Here is an 18,597-nt window from a genome sequence, read left to right on the forward strand (position 1 = left end):
GCCCATATCCGACCGGGTCCCCTCAGCAAGACGCTGGCAGTACCAAGCAGAACAAGCGCAGGAGGTGCGCACCATGCTGTCGCCCGTCATCGCCGGAGTGGACGGATCGACCGAGAGCCTCGCCGCCGCAGAGTGGGCCGCCCGCGAGGCCGTGCGTCGTGACCGACCGCTGCGACTGGTGCACGCCTGGAAGTGGCATCCCCGCCAGACGGAAGGGGAGCCGGCGAACGCCGCGCAGCGGCATCTGGCGCGCCGCGTCCTGCGGCACGCGGAGGAGCGCATCCGCAGCGCCGTGCCCAGCGTGCGCCTCACCGACGAGCAGGTCGAGGGCCCGGCGACCGCGGCCTTGCTGAAGGCCGCCGAACAGGCCGAGCTGCTGGTCCTGGGCTCGCGCGGCCTGAGCGGCTTCACCGGACTTCTCGTCGGCTCCGTCGCCCAAGGGGTTGTCGCGAAGGCCATCCGTCCCGTGGTCCTCGTACGGGCAGGGGAGGAGGCCGAGGACGAGCACCTCCCGGCGGACGACGGCAGCCCGTCCACCCGGACCGGCTACCTCGACGTAGTGCTCGGCATCGACCTCGCTGATGCCTGCGACGAGCTGATCGAGTTCGCGTTCGAGGAAGCCCAGTTGCGGCAGGCCCGCCTGCGTGTCGTGTACGCCTGGCAGCCGCCTTCTGCCCTCAGCCTCGGCCCCGGAGACATTGCTCTGGTCAACGATCCCGAGCGGGCCGAGGAGTGGCAGGGATTCCTGTCCGCTGTCCTGAAGGTGTGGCGTGACAAGTACCCCGAGACCGAGGTCCTGGAGACCGTTGTGGAGGGCAAGGCCTCCACCGCGCTGGTCCGGGCCGCCTCCGCGGCGAGCCTCCTCGTCGTCGGCCGCCGCCTGTCCGAGCAGCCGACAGTTCCGCGCATCGGCCCCGTCACCCACGCCGCCGTCCACCACGTCGGCTGCCCGCTGGCCGTCGTGCCCCACGAGTGAGAGACCGGAGAGCGCGATGAGCACACCGACAACCTACGTGTACGCATTCGCCGAAGGCAGCCGGGAGATGGCCGACCTGCTCGGCGGCAAGGGCGCCGGCCTGGCCGAGATGACCCGGCTCGGACTGCCCGTGCCGCCTGGCTTCACCGTCACCACCGAAGCCTGCAAGGTCTACCTCGCCACGGGCGAGGAGCCGCTCGAACTGTGCATCGAGGAGGCCCGCGCCCTGGCCGGTTTGGAACGGACCATGGGACGCACGCTCGGCGCGCCCGACGATCCGCTCCTGGTGTCCGTACGCTCCGGCGCCCGCTTCTCGATGCCCGGCATGATGGAGACCATCCTCGACATCGGCCTGAACGACGAGTCCGTCGCCGGCCTCGCCAAGGCGGCCGGACAGGAGCGGTTCGCCTGGGACTCCTACCGGCGGCTCGTGCAGATGTTCGGCCGCACGGTGATGGGCGTCGACGGCGGTGTGTTCGAGCAGGCCATCGCCGCGCACAAGGCGCAGCGCGGGACGCGCGACGACCACGACCTCGACGCTGCGGAACTCGCGGTCCTCACCGAGGAGTTCAAGGCGATCATCCGCCGGGAGACGGGTGAGGACTTCCCTCAGGATCCTGTCGAGCAGCTGCAGCGTGCCATCCGTGCGGTCTTCGACTCCTGGAACGGCGAACGCGCCTGTGTCTACCGCCGCCGTGAGCACATCCCCGACGATCTGGGCACCGCCGTCAACGTCCAAGCGATGGTGTTCGGCAACCTCGGCCCCGACTCCGGTACCGGCGTCGCCTTCACCCGCGACCCCGCCACCGGCGCCCGCGGCATGTACGGGGACTACCTGCCCGACGCCCAGGGTGAGGACGTCGTCTCCGGAGTCCGCGACGCCGTACCCCTGAGCGAGCTGAAGACCCTCGATCCCCGCTCCTACGTCGAACTCGGCGACCACCTTCGCACGCTGGAGAACCACTACCACGACCTGTGCGACGTCGAGTTCACCGTCGAGCGCGGCCGGCTGTGGATCCTCCAGACGCGGGTCGGCAAGCGCACCGCCGAGGCCGCCTTCCGCATCGCCCACGACCTGTGCGAGGAGAAGACGATCACGGCCGACGAGGCGCTGGCCCGCGTGGACGGAGCCGAGCTGACCCGGCTGATGTTCCCCCGCTTCGACACCACGCCCGCCGACGTGCCTCTCGCGCACGGCGTACCGGCCTCACCGGGCGCAGCAGTCGGGGTCGTCGTCTTCGACTCCGCCGAGGCCCAGCGCCGAGCCGCTGCCGGAGAGAAGACGATTCTCGTGCGACGTGAGACGACCCCCGACGACCTGCCCGGAATGATCGCCGCTCAGGCCGTCCTCACCAGCCGGGGCGGCAAGACCAGCCACGCCGCCGTCGTCGCGCGCGGCATGGGCAAGGTGTGCGTGTGCGGGGCCGAGTCGCTGACCGTCGACCCGATCGCCCGCCGACTCACCACGGGCTCAGGAGTCGTCGTACGCGAGGGCGACATCCTCTCCGTCGACGGAACCGCCGGCACCGTGCACCTCGGCGCCCTTCCCCTCACCGCCTCTGACGTCGGGCGCGCGCTGGAGACCGGTGAGAGCACGGGCTCGCTGACCGAGGCGGTCCTGGCGGCACTCGCACACGCGGACTGCGTTCGCCGCCTTCAGGTACGGGCGAACGCCGACACGCCCGAGGACGCCGCACGCGCCCGCCGGCTCGGCGCCCAGGGCATCGGCCTGTGCCGCACCGAGCACATGTTCCTCGGCGACCGCAGGACGCTGGTCGAGGCGATGATCCTGGCCCGCGACGACACGGCCCGCGATGAGGCTCTCGCGACGCTGCTGCCGCTGCAGCGCGAGGACTTCGTCGGCATCCTCAAAGCCATGGACGGGCTGCCGGTGACCATTCGCCTCATCGACCCGCCGCTGCACGAGTTCCTGCCCGACCGCACCGCGCTGGCCGTCCGCCTGGCGAGCGCCACCCATCCGGACGTCCACGACCGCGAACTGCTCGATGCCGTCGAGCGCCTGCATGAGCAGAACCCGATGCTGGGATTGCGCGGCGTACGGCTCGGACTGGCCGTTCCCGGCCTCATGGCCATGCAGGTCCGCGCCATCGCCGAGGCCGTCGTCCACCGGCAGCGCGAGGGCGGCCGACCGCACGCCGAGATCATGATCCCGCTCGTCGGAACGGTCGAGGAACTGCGCCTGGCCCGGACGGAAGCAGAGCGCGTGCTCGCCGAAGTCACGGCGGAGACAGGGAGGTCCCTGCACCTCCCGATCGGCACAATGATCGAACTGCCCCGCGCGGCCCTCACCGCCGGACGCATCGCCGACGCCGCCGACTTCTTCTCCTTCGGCACCAACGACCTCACCCAGACCACCTGGGGCCTGTCCCGCGACGACGCCGAAGCGTCCTTCTTCCCGCTGTACCTGGAGAAGGGCATCCTCAGCATGTCCCCCTTCGAGACGATCGACCAGGAGGGCGTAGGCAAGCTCGTGGAGCTGGCCGTGGAGGCGGGCCGCGCCGTCAACCCCGGGCTGGAGACCGGGGTGTGCGGCGAACACGGCGGCGACCCGGAGTCCATCCACTTCTTCCACCGGGCGGGCCTCGACTACCTCTCCTGCTCTCCCTTCCGCATCCCGGCCGCTCGACTGGAGGCGGGACGAGCAGCCCTCACGGAAACCGAAACCAGCGACAGCCGGTGACGGTCACGTCCGGCTTGGCGATCGGGGTCCCAGGCACCGGCGCAGCCCGGGTGTGGCGCGTGCTGGGCTCGCCCTGGCATCCCCTCCCCTGTGGGGGGAGGCCAGGGCGTGTGACCGGAACCGCATCCACCGGGGGCGTGGATCTGCAGGCTCCGCCCCTTCGTTCCCGCCGCCCAAACGGGGGCACGCTCGCGCCGCCGGTGAGGACGGGCGTTCGTGCTCAGCAGCGTCAACGACACCCTGGACGCCGGCGTTCTGCGCTCGCTGGCCAAGGGCGGCACCCGACTGATCGCCCAGCGGTCCACCGGCTACAACAACGTCGACCTGACCGCCGCCAAGGAACTGGGGCTCACGGATGCTTGCCCGGGTCTCGTACTACTCGCCGTACTCGGCGTTCGCCCGGATCGCCCACGGGTTCGGGATGCGGCTGCCGGGCTGGGACGTCGTCGAGAATCCCGACTGCCTCGCCCTCGGGATGGAGTACGTTCCGTGCGAGCAGCTATTCGCCGAGGCGGACCTGGTCAGCCTGCACGTGCCGCTGCTGCCGGAGACCCATCACCTCGTCGAGGCCAAGGTCCTGGGCCTGATGAAGGACGACACGATCCTGGTCAACTCGAGCCGCGGCGGCCTGGTGGACACCGACGCCCTGCTGGAGACGCTGCGCGCCGGACGGCTGAGCGGTGTCGGCCTCGACGTGTACGAGGAGGAGGCCGGCGTGTTCTTCCTGGACAAGTCGCTGGAGGTGATGACTGACGAACGTCTCGCACGGCTGATGACCTTCAGCAACGTCCTGGTCACTTCCCATCAGACCTATTTCACCCGGGACGCCGTTGGGTGGATCGCCCAGACCACCGTGGCCAACATCGAGGACTACTTCGCCGGCCGCTCCGGCGACAACGTGCTCGTCCGCCCCGAGACATCCTGATCCACGTCTGATTCCGCCGCGCGGCGGAAGAGGGGCCGTTGGACCCCATCCGTGGGCCGGCCCGGGGCTGTTCGGCCCTATCCGGCCCGGGTGCCCCTCCGACGATCATGGGGCGGCGGCCGGGAAGGGGCCAGGTCCATACCCGCATCTCCTTCGAGACGCCGATGCTGTGGACGACCGGCTTCCTCATCACCTTCCTCTTCGGCGGACTGACCGGCGTGATCCTCGCCTCCCCGCCGATGGACTTCCACCTCTCCGACTCGTACTTCGTCGTCGCCCACTTCCACTACACGGTCTTCGGTACGGTCGTGTACGCCATGTTCGCCGGATTCCACTTCTGGTGGCCCAAGTTCACCGGCAAGATGCTCGACGAACGCCTCGGCAAGATCACGTTCTGGACGCTCACGGTGGGCTTCCACACCACGTTCCTGGTCCAGCACTGGCTGGGCGCTGAAGGCATGCCCCGCCGCTACGCGGACTACCTGGCCGCCGACGGCTTCACCGCTCTCAACACCGTCTCCACGATCGGGTCGTTCCTGCTCGGCCTGTCGATCCTCCCGTTCTTCTACAACGTCTGGAAGACGGCCACGTACGGCAAGCCGGTCGAGGTCGACGACCCGTGGGGCTACGGCCGTTCACTGGAGTGGGCGACCTCCTGCCCGCCGCCGCGCCACAACTTCGTCACCCTGCCTCGTATCCGCAGTGAGTCCCCGGCGTTCGACCTGCACCACCCGGAGATCACCGGACTCGAAGAGGCGGCGAGGTAGGCCATGCCCCAAGCCGTCCTCGCCCTGGGAGCCGCCACGGTGACCGCGGCGGGCTGCGTCTGGTACCTGCCGGCCCTCGCCGACCTGCGCGCGGGAGCCGACCGGCCGCTTGCCCGGCGCAGAGCCGCGGCGGCCTGCCTCAGCGGCTGGGCCACGAGCGGGATCGTCGCGGTACTGCTGTTCGTCTGCGAAGAGTGGTGGACACCTTCCGGCGCGGCGGTGGCCGGCGCCGCCGTCACGGTGGGCCTCCGGGGCCACGCGGCAGTGCAGCATCGCCGCGAGAGGGGGGAGGCGGCACGCGACTGGGCGGTGCTCGGCCACGTTCGGCAACCACCGGACACCGGAGGCGCCCGGTACATCGTCGCTGTGCTTATCGGTATCGGGCTGGCTGCCGCCGTGGTCGGAGCGGCCCTGGGGGCTGTCGCAGAGCGCGAGTACGGCGTGGGCTGGTGGACGGTTGCCGCCGTGCCCTGCGCGGTGGTCGCGCTGTTCCTCACCTTCGCGGTCCTCTATGGACGGGTGCTCAGACGCCACCGCTTGACCCAACCGGTCGCCGTCCGTGACGAAGCGCAGTAGTGCCGTGTCACCATCGTGTCGGCAAGCCGGTGGAGAGCGCCCATCCTGGGCACCGAGCTGGTGATCAGGCTCAGTAGGACAACGGCAAGACCGCCGAAACCGCCTTGCCGGTGGGACCGACGCTGACCTGGACGTCATCGCGAGCTCCTGCACCAGAAGCCATGCGAACCCGCCGGGCTCTCTCGTATCTGTGAGCTGTGGCCGCGGGGGCTGGCGGCTGGCGTCGTGCACTGTGACCGTCACCGTCCCGGGGCTGGCCCTGAGCCCGAAACCGGTCACGCCGCCGGCGTGGCGGACCGCGTTGCTGATCAGCTCGGTCACGACAAGCAGCACCGCGTCCGCCTCATCCCCACCACAGGGCGCAAGAACGGAAAGAAAGCCGCGTGCCACATCCCTCGCCCGATCCGCGGTCTAGAGGACTGTCTCCGTTCAGGGGATCGCGTCGCTCCTCGGACGAATGTGACATCGCAGCCTCCGCCACGGTAGACCATCCGGTACGAGTCCGCCGGATACTGGGAACTGGCTCCCTGCGCGCGGGACGATCAGCAACTGGGTGCGCGCAGTGCTGTCATTGCGCCGCTGCGGTCCCCCCGCGAGGGTCCTCGGTGTTCGCCGCCCTGGAGATCGTCCCGGACTCGCACTGGACCCTGGACGGCCGTCCGTTCACCCCGGCCGCCGAGCCTGTGCTGGTTGGCTGACCCCCACCCCGGAGTCTCGGACCGAAGCTGTGACCGGGTCCCGAACGCCACCACCGACTCTCACTACCACCGACACCAACCCGAGAGATCGCAGGACCACGGCAGCCGGACCCGTTGAACGGGTAGGTTGCCCCGCTTACGGCGCGGCTTTCCGACTCAGATCGGAAGGTGATTGCAAGATCGAGTCATGGGATTGCCCGAGCGGGATGAGGAGTCGGCATCCGGTGTGAAGCCGTTCCCCGGTCGTCCCCAGTTGTCCGAGACGCCGGACGCGCCGGACGCCGGTGCGGGAAGGAAAGGCCTCAGGTCCGGCGCTCTGGGGCTGTTCTCCTCCGTGGTCATCGGTATGGCCTCCACCGCCCCGGCCTACAGTCTGGCGGCCACGCTCGGCCTCATCGTGGCGGCCGTCGGCCGTCAGGCGCCGATCATCACGATGCTCGCCTTCATCCCGATACTGTTGATCGCATATGCCTACCGGGAGCTCAACGCGAGCTACGCCGACTGCGGGACCACGTTCGCCTGGGCGACGCGTGCCTTCGGCCCGCGCGCCGGCTGGATGGGTGGTTGGGGAATCATCGTCGCCGACATCATCGTCATGGCGAACCTCGCCGAGATCGCCGGGATCTACACCTTCAGGCTCCTCGGCTACGACGCACTCGCACAGCACCGGGTATGGATCACCCTCGTGGGGGTCGTCTGGATCGGGGTAATGACCGCGATCTGCTACGTCGGCATCGAGATCTCCGCCGCCGTCCAGTGCGGGCTCCTGCTCATCGAGGTGGCCGTCCTGCTGCTGTTCGCCATCACCGCCCTGGTCAGGGCTTACACCAGCGGTCCGGAGACAGCGATACACGTCTCCGCCTCCTGGTTCAATCCGTTCGACGTGCCCTCGACCAAGGCGCTGACCGCGGGCATCCTCGCCGCCGTCTTCATCTACTGGGGCTGGGACACCGCCGTCACGGTCAACGAGGAGACGGCCGAGAGCACGCGCATCCCCGGGCGCGCCGCAGTCATCTCCACCGTGCTGCTACTGATCACCTACGCTCTGGTGGCGACCTCGGTGCAGGCATTCGCCGGAGTCGGCACCTCCGGGATCGGGCTCGGCAACAGGAACAACGCGGACGACGTGCTCTCAGGGCTCGGCTCTGCCGTCTTCGGCAGCCACGACCTGGGGCTCTTCCTCGCCAAGCTGCTGACCCTCATGGTGCTGACATCCTCGGCGGCCTCCACCCAGACCACCATCCTGCCCCTGGCCCGGACGGTCTTCTCCATGGCCGCGCACAAGGCCCTTCCCTCCCGCTTCGCCCGCGTTCACCGCAGATTCCTCACCCCCACCTGGTCGACCATCGGCATGGGCCTGGCCTCGATCGCCTTCCTGGTCCTGCTCACGTTGATCAGCCACGACTTCCTGGCCGACTCCATCGGGTCGATCGGCCTCGCGATCGCGTTCTACTACGGGCTGACCGGCTTCGCCTGCGTCTGGTACCACCGGCGCGCGCTCACCCGCAGCGGCAGAGATCTCCTGTTCAAGGGCCTGCTGCCGGGTCTGGGCGGGCTGATGATGCTCTGCCTCTTCTGCTACGCCGCCTTCGATGTCTACGCCGACCCCGGCTACGGCAAGACGGCCATCGACCTTCCGATCATCGGGCGGACAGGCGGAGTGACCGTCGTGGGCATCGGCGCCCTGCTCATCGGCGTCGTGCTGATGCTGGTCGTCACCCATGAGCACACCACGGCCCTCAAGCTTCAGCGGAGCCTGCTGCCTGACAGACTGCCGCCGCAGAACGCCGTAGAGCTGGCGAGCCGATATGTTCCGGCCGACAGCCGGACCGGGGTGGGCGGCGACTGGTTCGACGCGATCCCGCTTTCGGGCACGCGCGTCGGTCTGGTCGTCGGCGAGGCGATCGGCCACGGCCTGCGCGCCGCCGCCGCCATGGGACGCCTGCGCATGGCTGTACGCGTCCTCGCCCGCCTCGATCTCGCCCCGGACGAACTCCTCTTCCGCCTGGACGACATGGTCCGACAAGCCGCCCGGGAGGAGGCACCGAAACACGGCGCTGATGGCGCGGCCGGAAGGAAGCCCGCGGATGAAGCCGTCCTCGGTGTCTCGTGCCTGTTCGCGGTGTACGACCCTGTGTCCGGAAGGTGCACCATGGCGCGCGCCGGACACCCGATGGCAGCGGTCCTCCGGCCGGACAGCGACATCGCCACCTATCCGGAACTGCCCGCGGGCCCACCGCTGGGAGTGGGCGGTCTGCCGTACGAGAGCACGGAACTCCAGCTTCCCCCAGGCAGCCTCGTCGCCCTCTTCACCGACGGCCTCGCCCGGACCGCCGACGGCCCCGACAACGGACTCGGCCTGCTCGCCGAAGCCCTCGCCAAGCACCGCCATGCGCTGGAAAAGCTCTGTGACCGCGCAGTCGCGGCACTCCTGCCGGGTCCGACGAACGACGACGCGACTCTGCTGCTCGTCCGCACCCGGATGCTCACCGAGGACCAGGTGACCGAGTGGGAGCTGCCGCCCGATCCCGCGATGGTCGCCGATGCACGCAACGCGTCCGCGGAGCAGCTCGGCGCATGGGGCCTGGGCGATCTGGCGTTCACGACCGAACTCATCGTCAGCGAGCTGGTCACCAACGCCATCCGCTACGCCACCGGGCCGATCCACGTCCGGCTCATCCGCGATCAGACCCTCATCTGCGAGGTGTCCGACACCGGGCACACCTCACCCCATCTGCGGCACGCCGAGACCGACGACGAGGGCGGTCGCGGCCTGTTCATCATCGCCCAGATGGCTCAGCAGTGGGGCACCCGCTACACGGCCACCGGCAAAACCATCTGGGTGGAGCAGTCCCTCCCGTGATCGTGTAATGAGTCTGGTCCTGATCGCGCTGCGCTGACGGCACGGGCGCGCACTGTCGGGGGGGCAGGGTTCGGCCGTCGTCGAGAGCAGCTCCGCAGCGCGCTGATGAGGCGGGTCGGGGGCGACGTCGCCCGGCGTCCGGGTGCGCCGCCGGCGGAGGTGCGGACGCCGCCGTCCGCGGACCTGGCCGCGCGTTTCCGCTGGACCGGCCGTAGCCTGCGGCCATGACCGAGATGCTGACGCCGACTCCCGATGATGCCTTCGAGATGCTGCTGGCCGGCAACCAGCGGTTCGTCACCGGCTTGCCGGAGCATCCCAACCAGGACGCTGCTCGCCGCACCGAGACCGCACCGGCTCAGAGTCCCTTCGCTGCGCTGTTCGGTTGCTCGGATTCCCGGCTGGCCGCCGAGATCATCTTCGACCGGGGCCTGGGTGATCTGTTCGTGGTCCGCACGGCCGGGCATGTGGTCGGGTCGGAGGTGCTGGGCAGCATCGAGTATGGGGTGAGCGTGCTGGACTGCCCGCTGGTCGTGGTTCTGGGCCATGACTCGTGCGGGGCCGTCGCAGCTGCCCGCGCCGCCAGCGATGGGGGCAGGGTGCCCGCCGGTTTCGTGCGTGACGTCGTCGAGCGGGTGACCCCGAGTGTGCTGGCTGCCCGCGCCGCGGGACGCGACAGCGGCGAGGAGATCCTCCATGAGCACATCCGGCACACCGTCGACCTGCTGCTGGACCGCTCCCGCGTGCTGGCCGAGCGGGTGGCCGCCGGGCGCCTCGCCGTGGTGGGTCTGTCCTACCGGCTGGCCGACGGCAGTGCGCAACTGGTCGCTTCCCAGGGCTTGAGCAGGGCCGCTGCCTCCGCACGGTAAGGCCCGCTGCCGGCCGCCCGCCTGTCGTACGTGCAGGCCCGAGCACTGCTGGCTGGTCGTTATGCGCCGACGAGACCACGGAATGTGGGGAGCGGCGCCATGGCAGGATGGCGAGGGTGAAGGCAAGAAGCAGTGACATCGAGAAGGCTGCCGCTGTTCTGCGCGCCGGCGGGCTCGTGACCCTCCCGACCGAAACCGTCTACGGACTGGGCGCCAACGCCGAGGACCCTGTTGCCGTTGCGCGGATCTTCCGGGTCAAGGGGCGTCCGGCCTCCCATCCGCTGATCGTGCACCTTGGCGGCGCGGAGCATTTGGACGACTGGGTCGAGGACGTGCCCGCGGCGGCGCGCCTGCTTGCCGAACACTTCTGGCCGGGGCCGCTCACGCTCGTTCTGCGGCGCGGCCGCCGGGTGCCCCTGGAGGCGACCGGTGGTCTGGAGACGGTGGCCGTGCGCGTGCCCGACCACCCCGTCGCACTCGCGCTGCTGGCGGCTTTCGGCGGGGGTGTCACGGCCCCGTCCGCCAACCGCTTCGGTTCGGTCAGCCCCACGACGGCGGACCATGTCCGTGCCGAGTTGGGTGATGGTGTCGACTTCGTGCTGGACGGTGGCCCCTGCGAGGTCGGTGTCGAGTCGACCATCGTCGACGTCACGGGCGAGATCCCGAGCGTCCTGCGGCCGGGCGGGGTGACTCGCGAGGACCTCGAAGCGGTGCTGGGTTGCCCGATCGATGTCCCCTCGACGAGCCGTGTCCGGGTGCCGGGCCAGCACCCGTCGCACTACGCGCCTCGGGCGCGGGTGGTCCTCGTCGAGCCCGAGGAGGTCGTCGCCGAGGCGGAGCGCGCGCAGGAGCTGGGGCATCAGGTGGGCGTCTTTCTTCCTACTGGCTTCGCCGACGCTGCGGTGAAGGCGCACGCCGTGGTGGAGGTCCCCGGTTCGATGGCCGCCTACGCGCGCGGGCTGTACGGGTTCTTGCGCGAGCTCGACCAGCAGGGGTGCGACCTCATCCTCGCCTCGTTGCCTTTGGAGGAGGGTCTGGGATTGGCGATCGCCAACCGGCTCCGCCGCGCCGCGGGGCCCCGGCCCTCCGGCGGCTAGGGATGCTTGTCGGTGTGCGGCCTGCCTTCGTGCCAGTCGGATGTGGGCTTGCGCCAATGCGTGATCGCCTTACCGGCAGGGTGCACTCAAGGCGGGGTCTCGCGCTCAGCGGTTGGTGAAAGAGGGCCAGCGGCGTGCGGACGGGGAGCGTCGGGTCTGGGGAGCCGAGGGTCCTGTCCGGGCTGATGGTGGAGCGGGTGCGGCGCCCAATGCGTTCCCGGAGAGGTAGCCGGCGTGTTCGAGGTCCGACACGATCGCCTGCCAGGCCGCGCGGCTGACGCATAGAGAGCGGTGTGCGAGCCGGGCCGGGGGTAAGCGACGGTTGCGGCCCGCAGTCGGGGATAGGGTCATGGCAGCTATCCGCCTCCGAGGTCTCGTGGCGAGACGGTTGGGTGAGCACTGTGGACGAGGTCGCCTTGGTCGAGTTGGCCGCATCGGGCCGTTGCGTGGTGGCGAGAGTCAGCGGCGAGATGGACTATATGGCTGGCGCGTCTCTTCGTGGGCGTCTCGACCTGTTGATCGCCGAAGGCGGCCGGCTCGTCGTGGACCTCTCTGGCGTTTCCTTCTGTGACTCGGCAGGACTGAACGTGCTTCTGGGCGTTCGGCGCGTGGCCGAGGAGCGCGGAGCGGTCCTGGTGCTGGCGTGTGTCGCTGCACCGCTACGCCGGATCTTGGAGATGACCGGGGCCGATCAGGTTCTGCGGGTCTTCGACACTGTCACCGACGCTGAGGTGGCTCTCGGCAGCTGACGTGACTTCACCGGGCCAGTGCTCCTACCGCGCCTGCCGGACCAGCACTTCGAGCGCCACGTCCAGGTGGCCTCGCTGTGGACGGCCCACGACCGGCGAGAGGGCCTGGACGACCGGGAGCGGCAAGGCCGGCCTCTCTCGCTGCTCTCGGCTGCCGGACACATTGTCACCCGGTTTTCGCAGGTCATCGGGGTTGTCGGGTCCGGCGGTGGTTGGGTTCCGTTCAGCTGGGCCTACTCGTCGGGGACAGTCGCCTGTCATCCTCGAGTCATGCAGAAGCCTGTCCCCGACGCTCCGGGCTCCCCGGACGCTCCTGTCGACATACGTTTCCCGCTGCTCACCCAGCAGTGGCTGGATCTGACGTTCATCCACTGGGCCGTCGATCCGGCCGTAGTGGCAGAGCTGATGCCGGCCGGGACCGTCCCCGACATCCACGGTGGGGTCACCTACATCGGGCTCGTCGCTTTCCGCATGCACAAGGTCGGCTGGTTCCGGTTGCCCGGTGTGCCCTATCTCGGCTCGTTCCCGGAGACCAATGTGCGCCTGTACTCGGTTGACGCGCACGGCCGCCGCGGTGTCGTCTTCCGCTCGATGGACGCCTCGCGTCTGATCCCCGTGGTGATGGGACGCATCGGCTTCCGCCTTCCCTACCTGTGGTCCCGTATGTCCTTGCGTACCACCGGTGACACCGTCACCTACACCAGCTCGCGACGCTGGCCGGGTGTGCGCGGCGCGTACAGCCGCGTCACCGTACGCCCAGGCGAACGCATCCAGGAACCAAGCGAGTTGGAGCTCTTTCTCACGGCCCGTTGGGGCATGCACAACCCCTTCGCTGGTGGTGCGGCGTACCTGCCCAACCACCACCCGCGCTGGCCCCTGCACCGCGCCGAGCTGATCACCTGCGAGGAGAACCTGCTCACCGCGGCCGGCCTGCCCGCGCCGAGCACCGCCCCGGTCAGTGTCCTGTACTCACCGGGTGTCCCGGTTCGCCTCGGCCGTCCCGTCCGCCGGGCGCGCCCCTCCCGGTGACCGCCTGAACAGCTCTCCGTTGCCGTTCAGTCGCCCTCCCGTCGCCGACCAGGACAGCAACCAAGACCACCAACGCACCTCGCACAGCTATGACCTCTGAGAAGAGGACGTGACACAGGTTCGCAAGCCTGTCTCTCCGGCTCCGATGCCGCGGATCGCTCCTGTGCTGCCCAGGACGGCGGCGCACGGGCGGGGACCATCGGCCCTGACTGCTTGCCTCTTTGAGTGGCTCATATCGTCCCCGCGCGAGGACTGTTCGGACCGGCAGGTGGCACCGACGGCCCCGTGCGTACGCGCCCCGAATCACGAAGCCTGGACAAGGACACTGGTGAGCTCGATCAGCTCGGTGGTGATCCCGTTCCCACTCGCGGGCCGGTGATACCTGAAATGCGCCCCCGACCAGCTGTCGCGCTGCAGTTCGGCGCGCCCCTCGGCGAGTGCCGAGGCGAGGGCGGCCGGGTAGTCCTCGCAGAACCAGCGGAGATGGTGCATGCCTTCCCGGCCCGGCCGGATGAAGTCCCGGTAGATCGAAGGGGAGTCGTCGGTCTGCTGGATCAGCTCCATGTGAAGGTCGTGATTCTGCCCGAGAGCGAGATCGATCCTCGGGTGCGAGGGCACTCCCTCATAGGCGAGGTCTCCGACCTCGACGTGGCGCATCGTCAGCCTTGGCCCCACGCCGAGTTCGGCCCAGCCCTGGATGGCCGCATCCAGGTCACGCACCACGCAGCCGAGTTGGTTGACGGGATGCGGAAGGGACTGGTCATCGTCTTCCCTCCTGATGCGTGCCCTGCTCCTGGGCGAGTCCGGTGCCCAAGCGGCGCATCGCCTGCCGGAACAGCCACCGAAGCAACGGCCGTGCCGGTGTTGTGAGGGCACGGACGAGGCCGTTCGGATCCGCGGCCAGCGTCCACCGCACCGTGGTCCGATCCCCGGAGTCCTTCAGCGACCACATCTCGACCAAGGCACGGAAGAGCCGAGCATCGGCCACGTCGCCTCGGTACACCCACTGTGTCGGGGCCTCGCAAAAACAGAACCGTCTCGCGGAAACGGGCACCCAGCACGGCAAACTCCCGGGTCGAGCCGATCCCTGCCGCCCATCACCCTGCGGGACCTGCGCCACGTGGCCGCGCCGCTGCTGCACGACACACCCGACGAACTGGCCAACCCGCGCGGCCGGGTCCGCGACTGGAAGGCGGGGGAGTGCGAACCGTACCCGGACGCACCATGCCGAAACGCGTCACTGTCGAGCGCGACTACGGCGCTGTCGCCGACAAGACGGGTGTCCTCGGCCCGCTGCTGGACACACTGGGCGCGACGACCAAGGGCGTCACGTTCCACGTGGCCAGGGAACTGGACTACCTGCGGCACAAGAACGGCGTGGTGCGCGGCGGGGCGGCCGACGGCCGGCCGTCGATCGCCCGGGACGCACAGGCGTGCGAGGCGCTCCTCGCCCTGTCCGGCACGACCAACGGCCACCTGGCCACCCAGGGTTTCCACGGACTGGAGGAACGCAACCCGCACGCAGCTGGCGGACCTGGCGGACCTGGCGGCCGAGCACGAGGGCAAGCGGATCACCTTCGCCGGTCACCCAGGCCGCCCCCGTGCCGGTCATCACCTCCCCGGAGTGGTCCGGCTCGGAGACTGGCGGACGCCGCTACTCGCCCTTCACCGTCAACGTCGAACGCCTCAAGCCCTGGCACACCCTCACCGGACGCCAGCACTTCTACCTCGACCAGGACTGGATGACCGCGCTTGGCGAACAACTCCCGGTCTACTGGCCGCCGCTGAACTTGGACGCGCTCTTCGGCGAGCCGTGGCTCGGATGTGGGGGAGCTGGGCGTGACGGTCCGTTACCTTACCCCGCACAACAGGTGGTCCATTCACTCCGCGTACCAGGACAACCTGTTCATGCTCTCCCTCTCCAGGGGCGGGCCGACCATCTGGATGAGTACCAAGGACGCGGAGAAGATCGGCGTGACGGACAACGACTGGATCGAGACGGTCAACCGCAAAGGCGTAGTCGCTGCCCGTGCGATCGTCTCGCACCGCATGCCCGAGGGCACCGTCTACATGCACCACGCCCAGGACCGCCTCATCGACGTGCCCCGCACCGAGACGACGGGGCGGCTACCCACGCCGCTACGAAGACCAGGACCCCTGGCTGGGCGGCTGGGAACTGAACAAGCGGGAACACACCCCCGTCGCCCGTCCCACCTCCCTGATCACGGGCAAGGACATGAAGATCTCCTGGTCGGCGAACTGGGACGACGACCTCGGCAACTCCGCTGCGACAGGCGAGAAGGACGTACTTCTGCGCGAGGTCTCGGACAAGATCAAGCCCGAGTTCGAGCAGACCTTCATGTTCTACCTGCCGCGGTGCACATGATCCCCGCGCCGAATCGGCTACCTCACCCGCCCCCACATCGTCTATCGGAGCCGCGACACCCAGCTCGGTGCTCGCCCTCCCCGCCGCGGCTGGGAGCGCGTGGGCTGACCAACGCCGTGCAGGCATTCCCCCGAAGGCTTGTGACCTCAGCGCCGGTCAGGGACCGAGTTCCGCTCCAACACTTCCCTCATCCGCTGGTGGCGGGCGAAGTCACGCCCCAGCGGCGGCCTGTGGACGCGTTGCACGAGGATGGACCAGATACCGGCCCCCACTCCGACGACGACCGGTATCAACAGCCAGACCAGTGCTCCCACGGGCGCGTCTCCTTCGGGTCGTGTGCGCGGACGCCTTTCCGGCCTCCAGTGGGGTAAACGGGGTGAGTCCTGGCCTTCTCGCTCAGCGAGGCGTGTGCGTGGCGAAAGCTCCGGACTCCTTTCGACGGATGCTCCGATTGGCCCACTGCGCGGCAGGTGTGGCCCGAACGGCCCTGTCGGGTACCGGGCGCGGCGCAGAGGGTGGGGCGTACAAGCCGGCATGTACGGCACCCGGAGCCCTGCCCCGACTCGGAAAGGATCCCCGATGTCCGTCGACACGCAGCAGGCACCCGCCCGGCTGGAGGAGGATGAGCTGAGGTCGCTGGACGCCCACTGGCGCGCCGCGAACTATCTGTCCGTCGGCCAGATCTACCTGATGGCAAACCCACTGCTCACCGAGCCTCTGCGCCCCGAGCACGTCAAACCGCGGCTGCTGGGTCACTGGGGTACGTCGCCCGGCCTGAACCTGGTGCACACCCACCTCAACCGCGTCATCAAGGCCCGCGAGCTGGACGCCCTGTGCATCTGGGGGCCGGGTCACGGTGGTCCGGCCGTGCTGGCCAACTCCTGGCTGGAGGGCTCGTACACCGAGACGTATCCGGACATCACGCGGGACGCGGCCGGCATGGAGCGGCTGTTCCGGCAGTTCTCCTTCCCGGGCGGGGTGCCCAGCCACGTCGCGCCGGAGACGCCGGGCTCGATCCACGAGGGCGGCGAACTCGGCTACTCGCTCTCCCACGCCTACGGCGCCGCTCTCGACAACCCGAACCTGCTGGTCGCCTGCGTCATCGGCGACGGCGAGGCGGAGACCGGACCGTTGGCCGCCTCCTGGCACTCCAACAAGTTCCTCGACCCCGTACACGACGGCGCGGTCCTGCCGATCCTGCACCTCAACGGCTACAAGATCGCCAACCCGACCGTGCTGTCCCGCCTGCCCGAGCACGAACTCGACGAACTACTGCGCGGCTACGGACACGCCCCCATCCACGTCACCGGCGACGACCCGATGGCCGTCCACCGGGCGATGGCCGCCGCGATGGACGACGCGCTGGAGCGCATCGTCGCCATTCAGAGCAGCGCCCGCGAGGACGGCGTAGCAGGGCGGCCGCACTGGCCGGTGATCGTACTGCGCACCCCCAAAGGCTGGACCGGCCCGGCCGAGGTCGACGGCCTGCCCGTGGAGGGCACCTGGCGAGCCCACCAGGTCCCGCTGGCCGCAGTACGGGACAACCCCGAGCACCTGCGGCAACTGGAGCAATGGCTGCGCTCCTACCGGCCCGAGGAACTCTTCGACGAGCACGGCGCCCCGCGCCCCGAGGCGCTCGCCTGCATCCCCGAGGGCAAGCGGCGACTGGGCGCCAACCCCCACGCCAACGGCGGCCTGCTGCTGCGCGAGCTGCCCCTGCCGCCCCTGGAGAAGTACGCCGTCGAGGTCGACAAGCCCGGCGCCACCCTGCACGAACCCACCCGTGTTCTCGGCGACCTGCTCCAGGACGTCATGCACGCCACGAGCGGGCGGCGCGACTTCCGCCTCGTCGGCCCCGACGAGACCGCCTCCAACCGCCTCCAGGCGGTCTACGCGGCCAGCGGCAAGGCCTGGCAAGCCCAGATGCTCCAAGTGGACGAGCACCTCGAGCGTCACGGCCGGGTGATGGAGATCCTGTCCGAACACACCTGCCAGGGCTGGCTGGAGGGATATCTCCTCACCGGCCGGCACGGACTGTTCTCCTGCTACGAGGCGTTCGTCCACATCGTCGACTCGATGGTCAACCAGCACATCAAATGGCTCCGCACCACCCGACGCCTGCCCTGGCGCGCCCCCATCGCCTCCCTCAACTACCTGCTCACCTCACACGTGTGGCGCCAGGACCACAACGGCTTCTCCCACCAGGACCCCGGCTTCGTCGACCACATCCTCAACAAGAGCCCCGAGGCCGTACGGGTCTACTTCCCGCCGGACGCCAACACTCTGCTGTCCGTGGCCGACCACGCCCTGCGCAGCAAGGACTACGTCAACGTGATCGTGGCCGGCAAGCAGCCCTGCTTCGACTGGCTCTCCATGGAGGAGGCGAAGGTCCACTGCGCCCGCGGCGCCGGTATCTGGGAGTGGGCGGGCACGGAGGACGGCTCGCGTGAACCGGATGTGGTGCTGGCCTGTGCCGGCGACGTGCCGACCCAGGAGGTGCTGGCCGCCGCGCAGTTGCTGCGCCGGCACCTGCCCCATCTGGCCGTGCGGGTGGTGAACGTGGTCGACATCGCCCGGCTGCTGCCGAGCGAGGAACACCCTCATGGGATGACCGACTTCGAGTACGACGGCCTGTTCACCGCCGGCAAGCCCGTGATCTTCGCGTACCACGGCTACCCGTGGCTGATCCACCGCTTGGCCTACCGCCGCACCGGCCACAAGAACCTGCACGTACGCGGCTACAAGGAGATCGGCACCACGACCACGCCGTTCGACATGGTGGTCCGCAACGACCTCGACCGCTACCGCCTGGTCATGGACGTCATCGACCGCGTCCCCGGCCTGGCGGTCCGCGCGGCGGCCGTACGTCAGCGCATGGAGGACGCCCGGCAGCGCCACCACGCCTGGATCCGCGAGCACGGCATGGACCTGCCCGAGGTCGCCGACTGGACGTGGGATGGCTGA

General features: G+C 69.5%; 12 protein-coding genes and 6 pseudogenes. 14 read left to right on the forward strand and 4 right to left on the reverse strand.

All coding sequences use genetic code 11. The features are described from left to right. Positions 1-73 precede the first annotated feature (73 nt). The 5 genes and pseudogenes from ACWC94_RS32975 (at position 74) to ACWC94_RS32995 (ending at position 5,945) form a co-directional block, all read left to right on the forward strand. Positions 74-976 carry a universal stress protein gene (locus ACWC94_RS32975; RefSeq protein ID WP_450800969.1) on the forward strand — a complete coding sequence of 301 codons (903 nt, stop codon included), beginning with the start codon at positions 74-76 and terminating at the stop codon, positions 974-976. A gap of 16 nt (positions 977-992) precedes the next feature. Further along, on the forward strand, positions 993-3,677 hold the full coding sequence (ppdK, locus tag ACWC94_RS32980; RefSeq protein ID WP_450800970.1) for a pyruvate, phosphate dikinase: 2,685 nt from the start codon (positions 993-995) through the stop codon (positions 3,675-3,677). A gap of 204 nt (positions 3,678-3,881) precedes the next feature. Further along, positions 3,882-4,602, forward strand: a pseudogene (locus tag ACWC94_RS32985) (NAD(P)-dependent oxidoreductase); the annotation flags it as partial. Positions 4,603-4,748: 146 nt separating this feature from the next. Next, positions 4,749-5,369 (forward strand): annotated as a pseudogene (locus tag ACWC94_RS32990) (cytochrome c oxidase subunit I); the annotation flags it as partial. Positions 5,370-5,372: 3 nt separating this feature from the next. Continuing rightward, a complete protein-coding gene (locus ACWC94_RS32995) occupies positions 5,373-5,945 on the forward strand; it encodes a hypothetical protein (RefSeq protein ID WP_450800999.1) in 573 nt (190 codons plus the stop codon). Between the two features lie 198 nt (positions 5,946-6,143). On the opposite strand, the pseudogene ACWC94_RS33000 reads toward ACWC94_RS32995, so the two are convergent. Further along, positions 6,144-6,335: pseudogene (locus ACWC94_RS33000) on the reverse strand (ATP-binding protein); the annotation flags it as partial. 495 nt (positions 6,336-6,830) lie between these two features. On the opposite strand from ACWC94_RS33000, the gene ACWC94_RS33005 reads away from it, so the two are divergent. From ACWC94_RS33005 to ACWC94_RS33025, 5 genes are all read left to right on the forward strand, one after another. Continuing rightward, the gene (locus ACWC94_RS33005; RefSeq protein ID WP_450800972.1) at positions 6,831-9,506 is read left to right on the forward strand and encodes an amino acid permease; all 2,676 of its coding nucleotides are present in this window, start codon (positions 6,831-6,833) and stop codon (positions 9,504-9,506) included. A 224-nt stretch (positions 9,507-9,730) separates the two neighbouring features. Beyond that, positions 9,731-10,372, forward strand: coding sequence for a carbonic anhydrase (locus ACWC94_RS33010; RefSeq protein WP_450800974.1), 642 nt, complete (start codon positions 9,731-9,733; stop codon positions 10,370-10,372). A 107-nt stretch (positions 10,373-10,479) separates the two neighbouring features. Then, positions 10,480-11,469, forward strand: a complete 990-nt coding sequence (locus tag ACWC94_RS33015; RefSeq protein ID WP_450800976.1) for an L-threonylcarbamoyladenylate synthase — start codon at positions 10,480-10,482, stop codon at positions 11,467-11,469. 401 nt (positions 11,470-11,870) lie between these two features. Further along, positions 11,871-12,218 carry an STAS domain-containing protein gene (locus ACWC94_RS33020; protein ID WP_450800978.1) on the forward strand — a complete coding sequence of 116 codons (348 nt, stop codon included), beginning with the start codon at positions 11,871-11,873 and terminating at the stop codon, positions 12,216-12,218. A gap of 270 nt (positions 12,219-12,488) precedes the next feature. Further along, positions 12,489-13,247, forward strand: a complete 759-nt coding sequence (locus ACWC94_RS33025; protein WP_450800979.1) for a YqjF family protein — start codon at positions 12,489-12,491, stop codon at positions 13,245-13,247. A 303-nt stretch (positions 13,248-13,550) separates the two neighbouring features. Here the strand turns inward: ACWC94_RS33025 and ACWC94_RS33030 are convergent, their stop codons facing one another. Beyond that, a complete protein-coding gene (locus tag ACWC94_RS33030; protein ID WP_450800981.1) occupies positions 13,551-14,123 on the reverse strand; it encodes a VOC family protein in 573 nt (190 codons plus the stop codon). Further along, positions 14,008-14,388 carry an SRPBCC family protein gene (locus ACWC94_RS33035; RefSeq protein WP_450800983.1) on the reverse strand — a complete coding sequence of 127 codons (381 nt, stop codon included), beginning with the start codon at positions 14,386-14,388 and terminating at the stop codon, positions 14,008-14,010. The genes ACWC94_RS33030 and ACWC94_RS33035 overlap by 116 nt, the downstream gene beginning before the upstream one ends. On the opposite strand from ACWC94_RS33035, the pseudogene ACWC94_RS33040 reads away from it, so the two are divergent. From ACWC94_RS33040 to ACWC94_RS33050, 3 pseudogenes are all read left to right on the forward strand, one after another. Beyond that, positions 14,368-15,374 (forward strand): annotated as a pseudogene (locus ACWC94_RS33040) (molybdopterin dinucleotide binding domain-containing protein); the annotation flags it as partial. The gene ACWC94_RS33035 and the pseudogene ACWC94_RS33040 sit on opposite strands and share 21 nt — an antisense overlap. After that, positions 15,373-15,624 (forward strand): annotated as a pseudogene (gene narY, locus ACWC94_RS33045) (nitrate reductase subunit beta); the annotation flags it as partial. The pseudogenes ACWC94_RS33040 and narY, both read left to right, overlap by 2 nt. After that, positions 15,624-15,741 (forward strand): annotated as a pseudogene (locus ACWC94_RS33050) (respiratory nitrate reductase subunit gamma); the annotation flags it as partial. The pseudogenes narY and ACWC94_RS33050, both read left to right, overlap by 1 nt. A gap of 38 nt (positions 15,742-15,779) precedes the next feature. On the opposite strand, the gene ACWC94_RS33055 reads toward ACWC94_RS33050, so the two are convergent. Further along, positions 15,780-15,947 (reverse strand): hypothetical protein, encoded by a 168-nt coding sequence (locus ACWC94_RS33055; protein WP_450800985.1) that lies wholly within the window; start codon positions 15,945-15,947, stop codon positions 15,780-15,782. Positions 15,948-16,212: 265 nt separating this feature from the next. Here ACWC94_RS33055 and ACWC94_RS33060 point away from each other — a divergent pair, with 265 nt between their 5' ends. After that, entirely contained in the window at positions 16,213-18,597 is a 2,385-nt protein-coding gene (locus ACWC94_RS33060; RefSeq protein WP_450800986.1) for a phosphoketolase family protein, read from the forward strand.

Source organism: Streptomyces sp. NPDC001135, from assembly GCF_053598395.1.

Bases quoted from the DNA above. Each gene is read 5' to 3' on its own strand.
- ACWC94_RS32975 (WP_450800969.1), top strand. From the start codon at position 74: ATGCTGTCGCCCGTCATCGCCGGAGTGGACGGATCGACCGAGAGCCTC.
- ppdK (WP_450800970.1), top strand. From the start codon at position 993: ATGAGCACACCGACAACCTACGTGTACGCATTCGCCGAAGGCAGCCGG.
- ACWC94_RS32995 (WP_450800999.1), top strand. From the start codon at position 5,373: ATGCCCCAAGCCGTCCTCGCCCTGGGAGCCGCCACGGTGACCGCGGCG.
- ACWC94_RS33005 (WP_450800972.1), top strand. From the start codon at position 6,831: ATGGGATTGCCCGAGCGGGATGAGGAGTCGGCATCCGGTGTGAAGCCG.
- ACWC94_RS33010 (WP_450800974.1), top strand. From the start codon at position 9,731: ATGACCGAGATGCTGACGCCGACTCCCGATGATGCCTTCGAGATGCTG.
- ACWC94_RS33015 (WP_450800976.1), top strand. From the start codon at position 10,480: ATGGCGAGGGTGAAGGCAAGAAGCAGTGACATCGAGAAGGCTGCCGCT.
- ACWC94_RS33025 (WP_450800979.1), top strand. From the start codon at position 12,489: ATGCAGAAGCCTGTCCCCGACGCTCCGGGCTCCCCGGACGCTCCTGTC.
- ACWC94_RS33060 (WP_450800986.1), top strand. From the start codon at position 16,213: ATGTCCGTCGACACGCAGCAGGCACCCGCCCGGCTGGAGGAGGATGAG.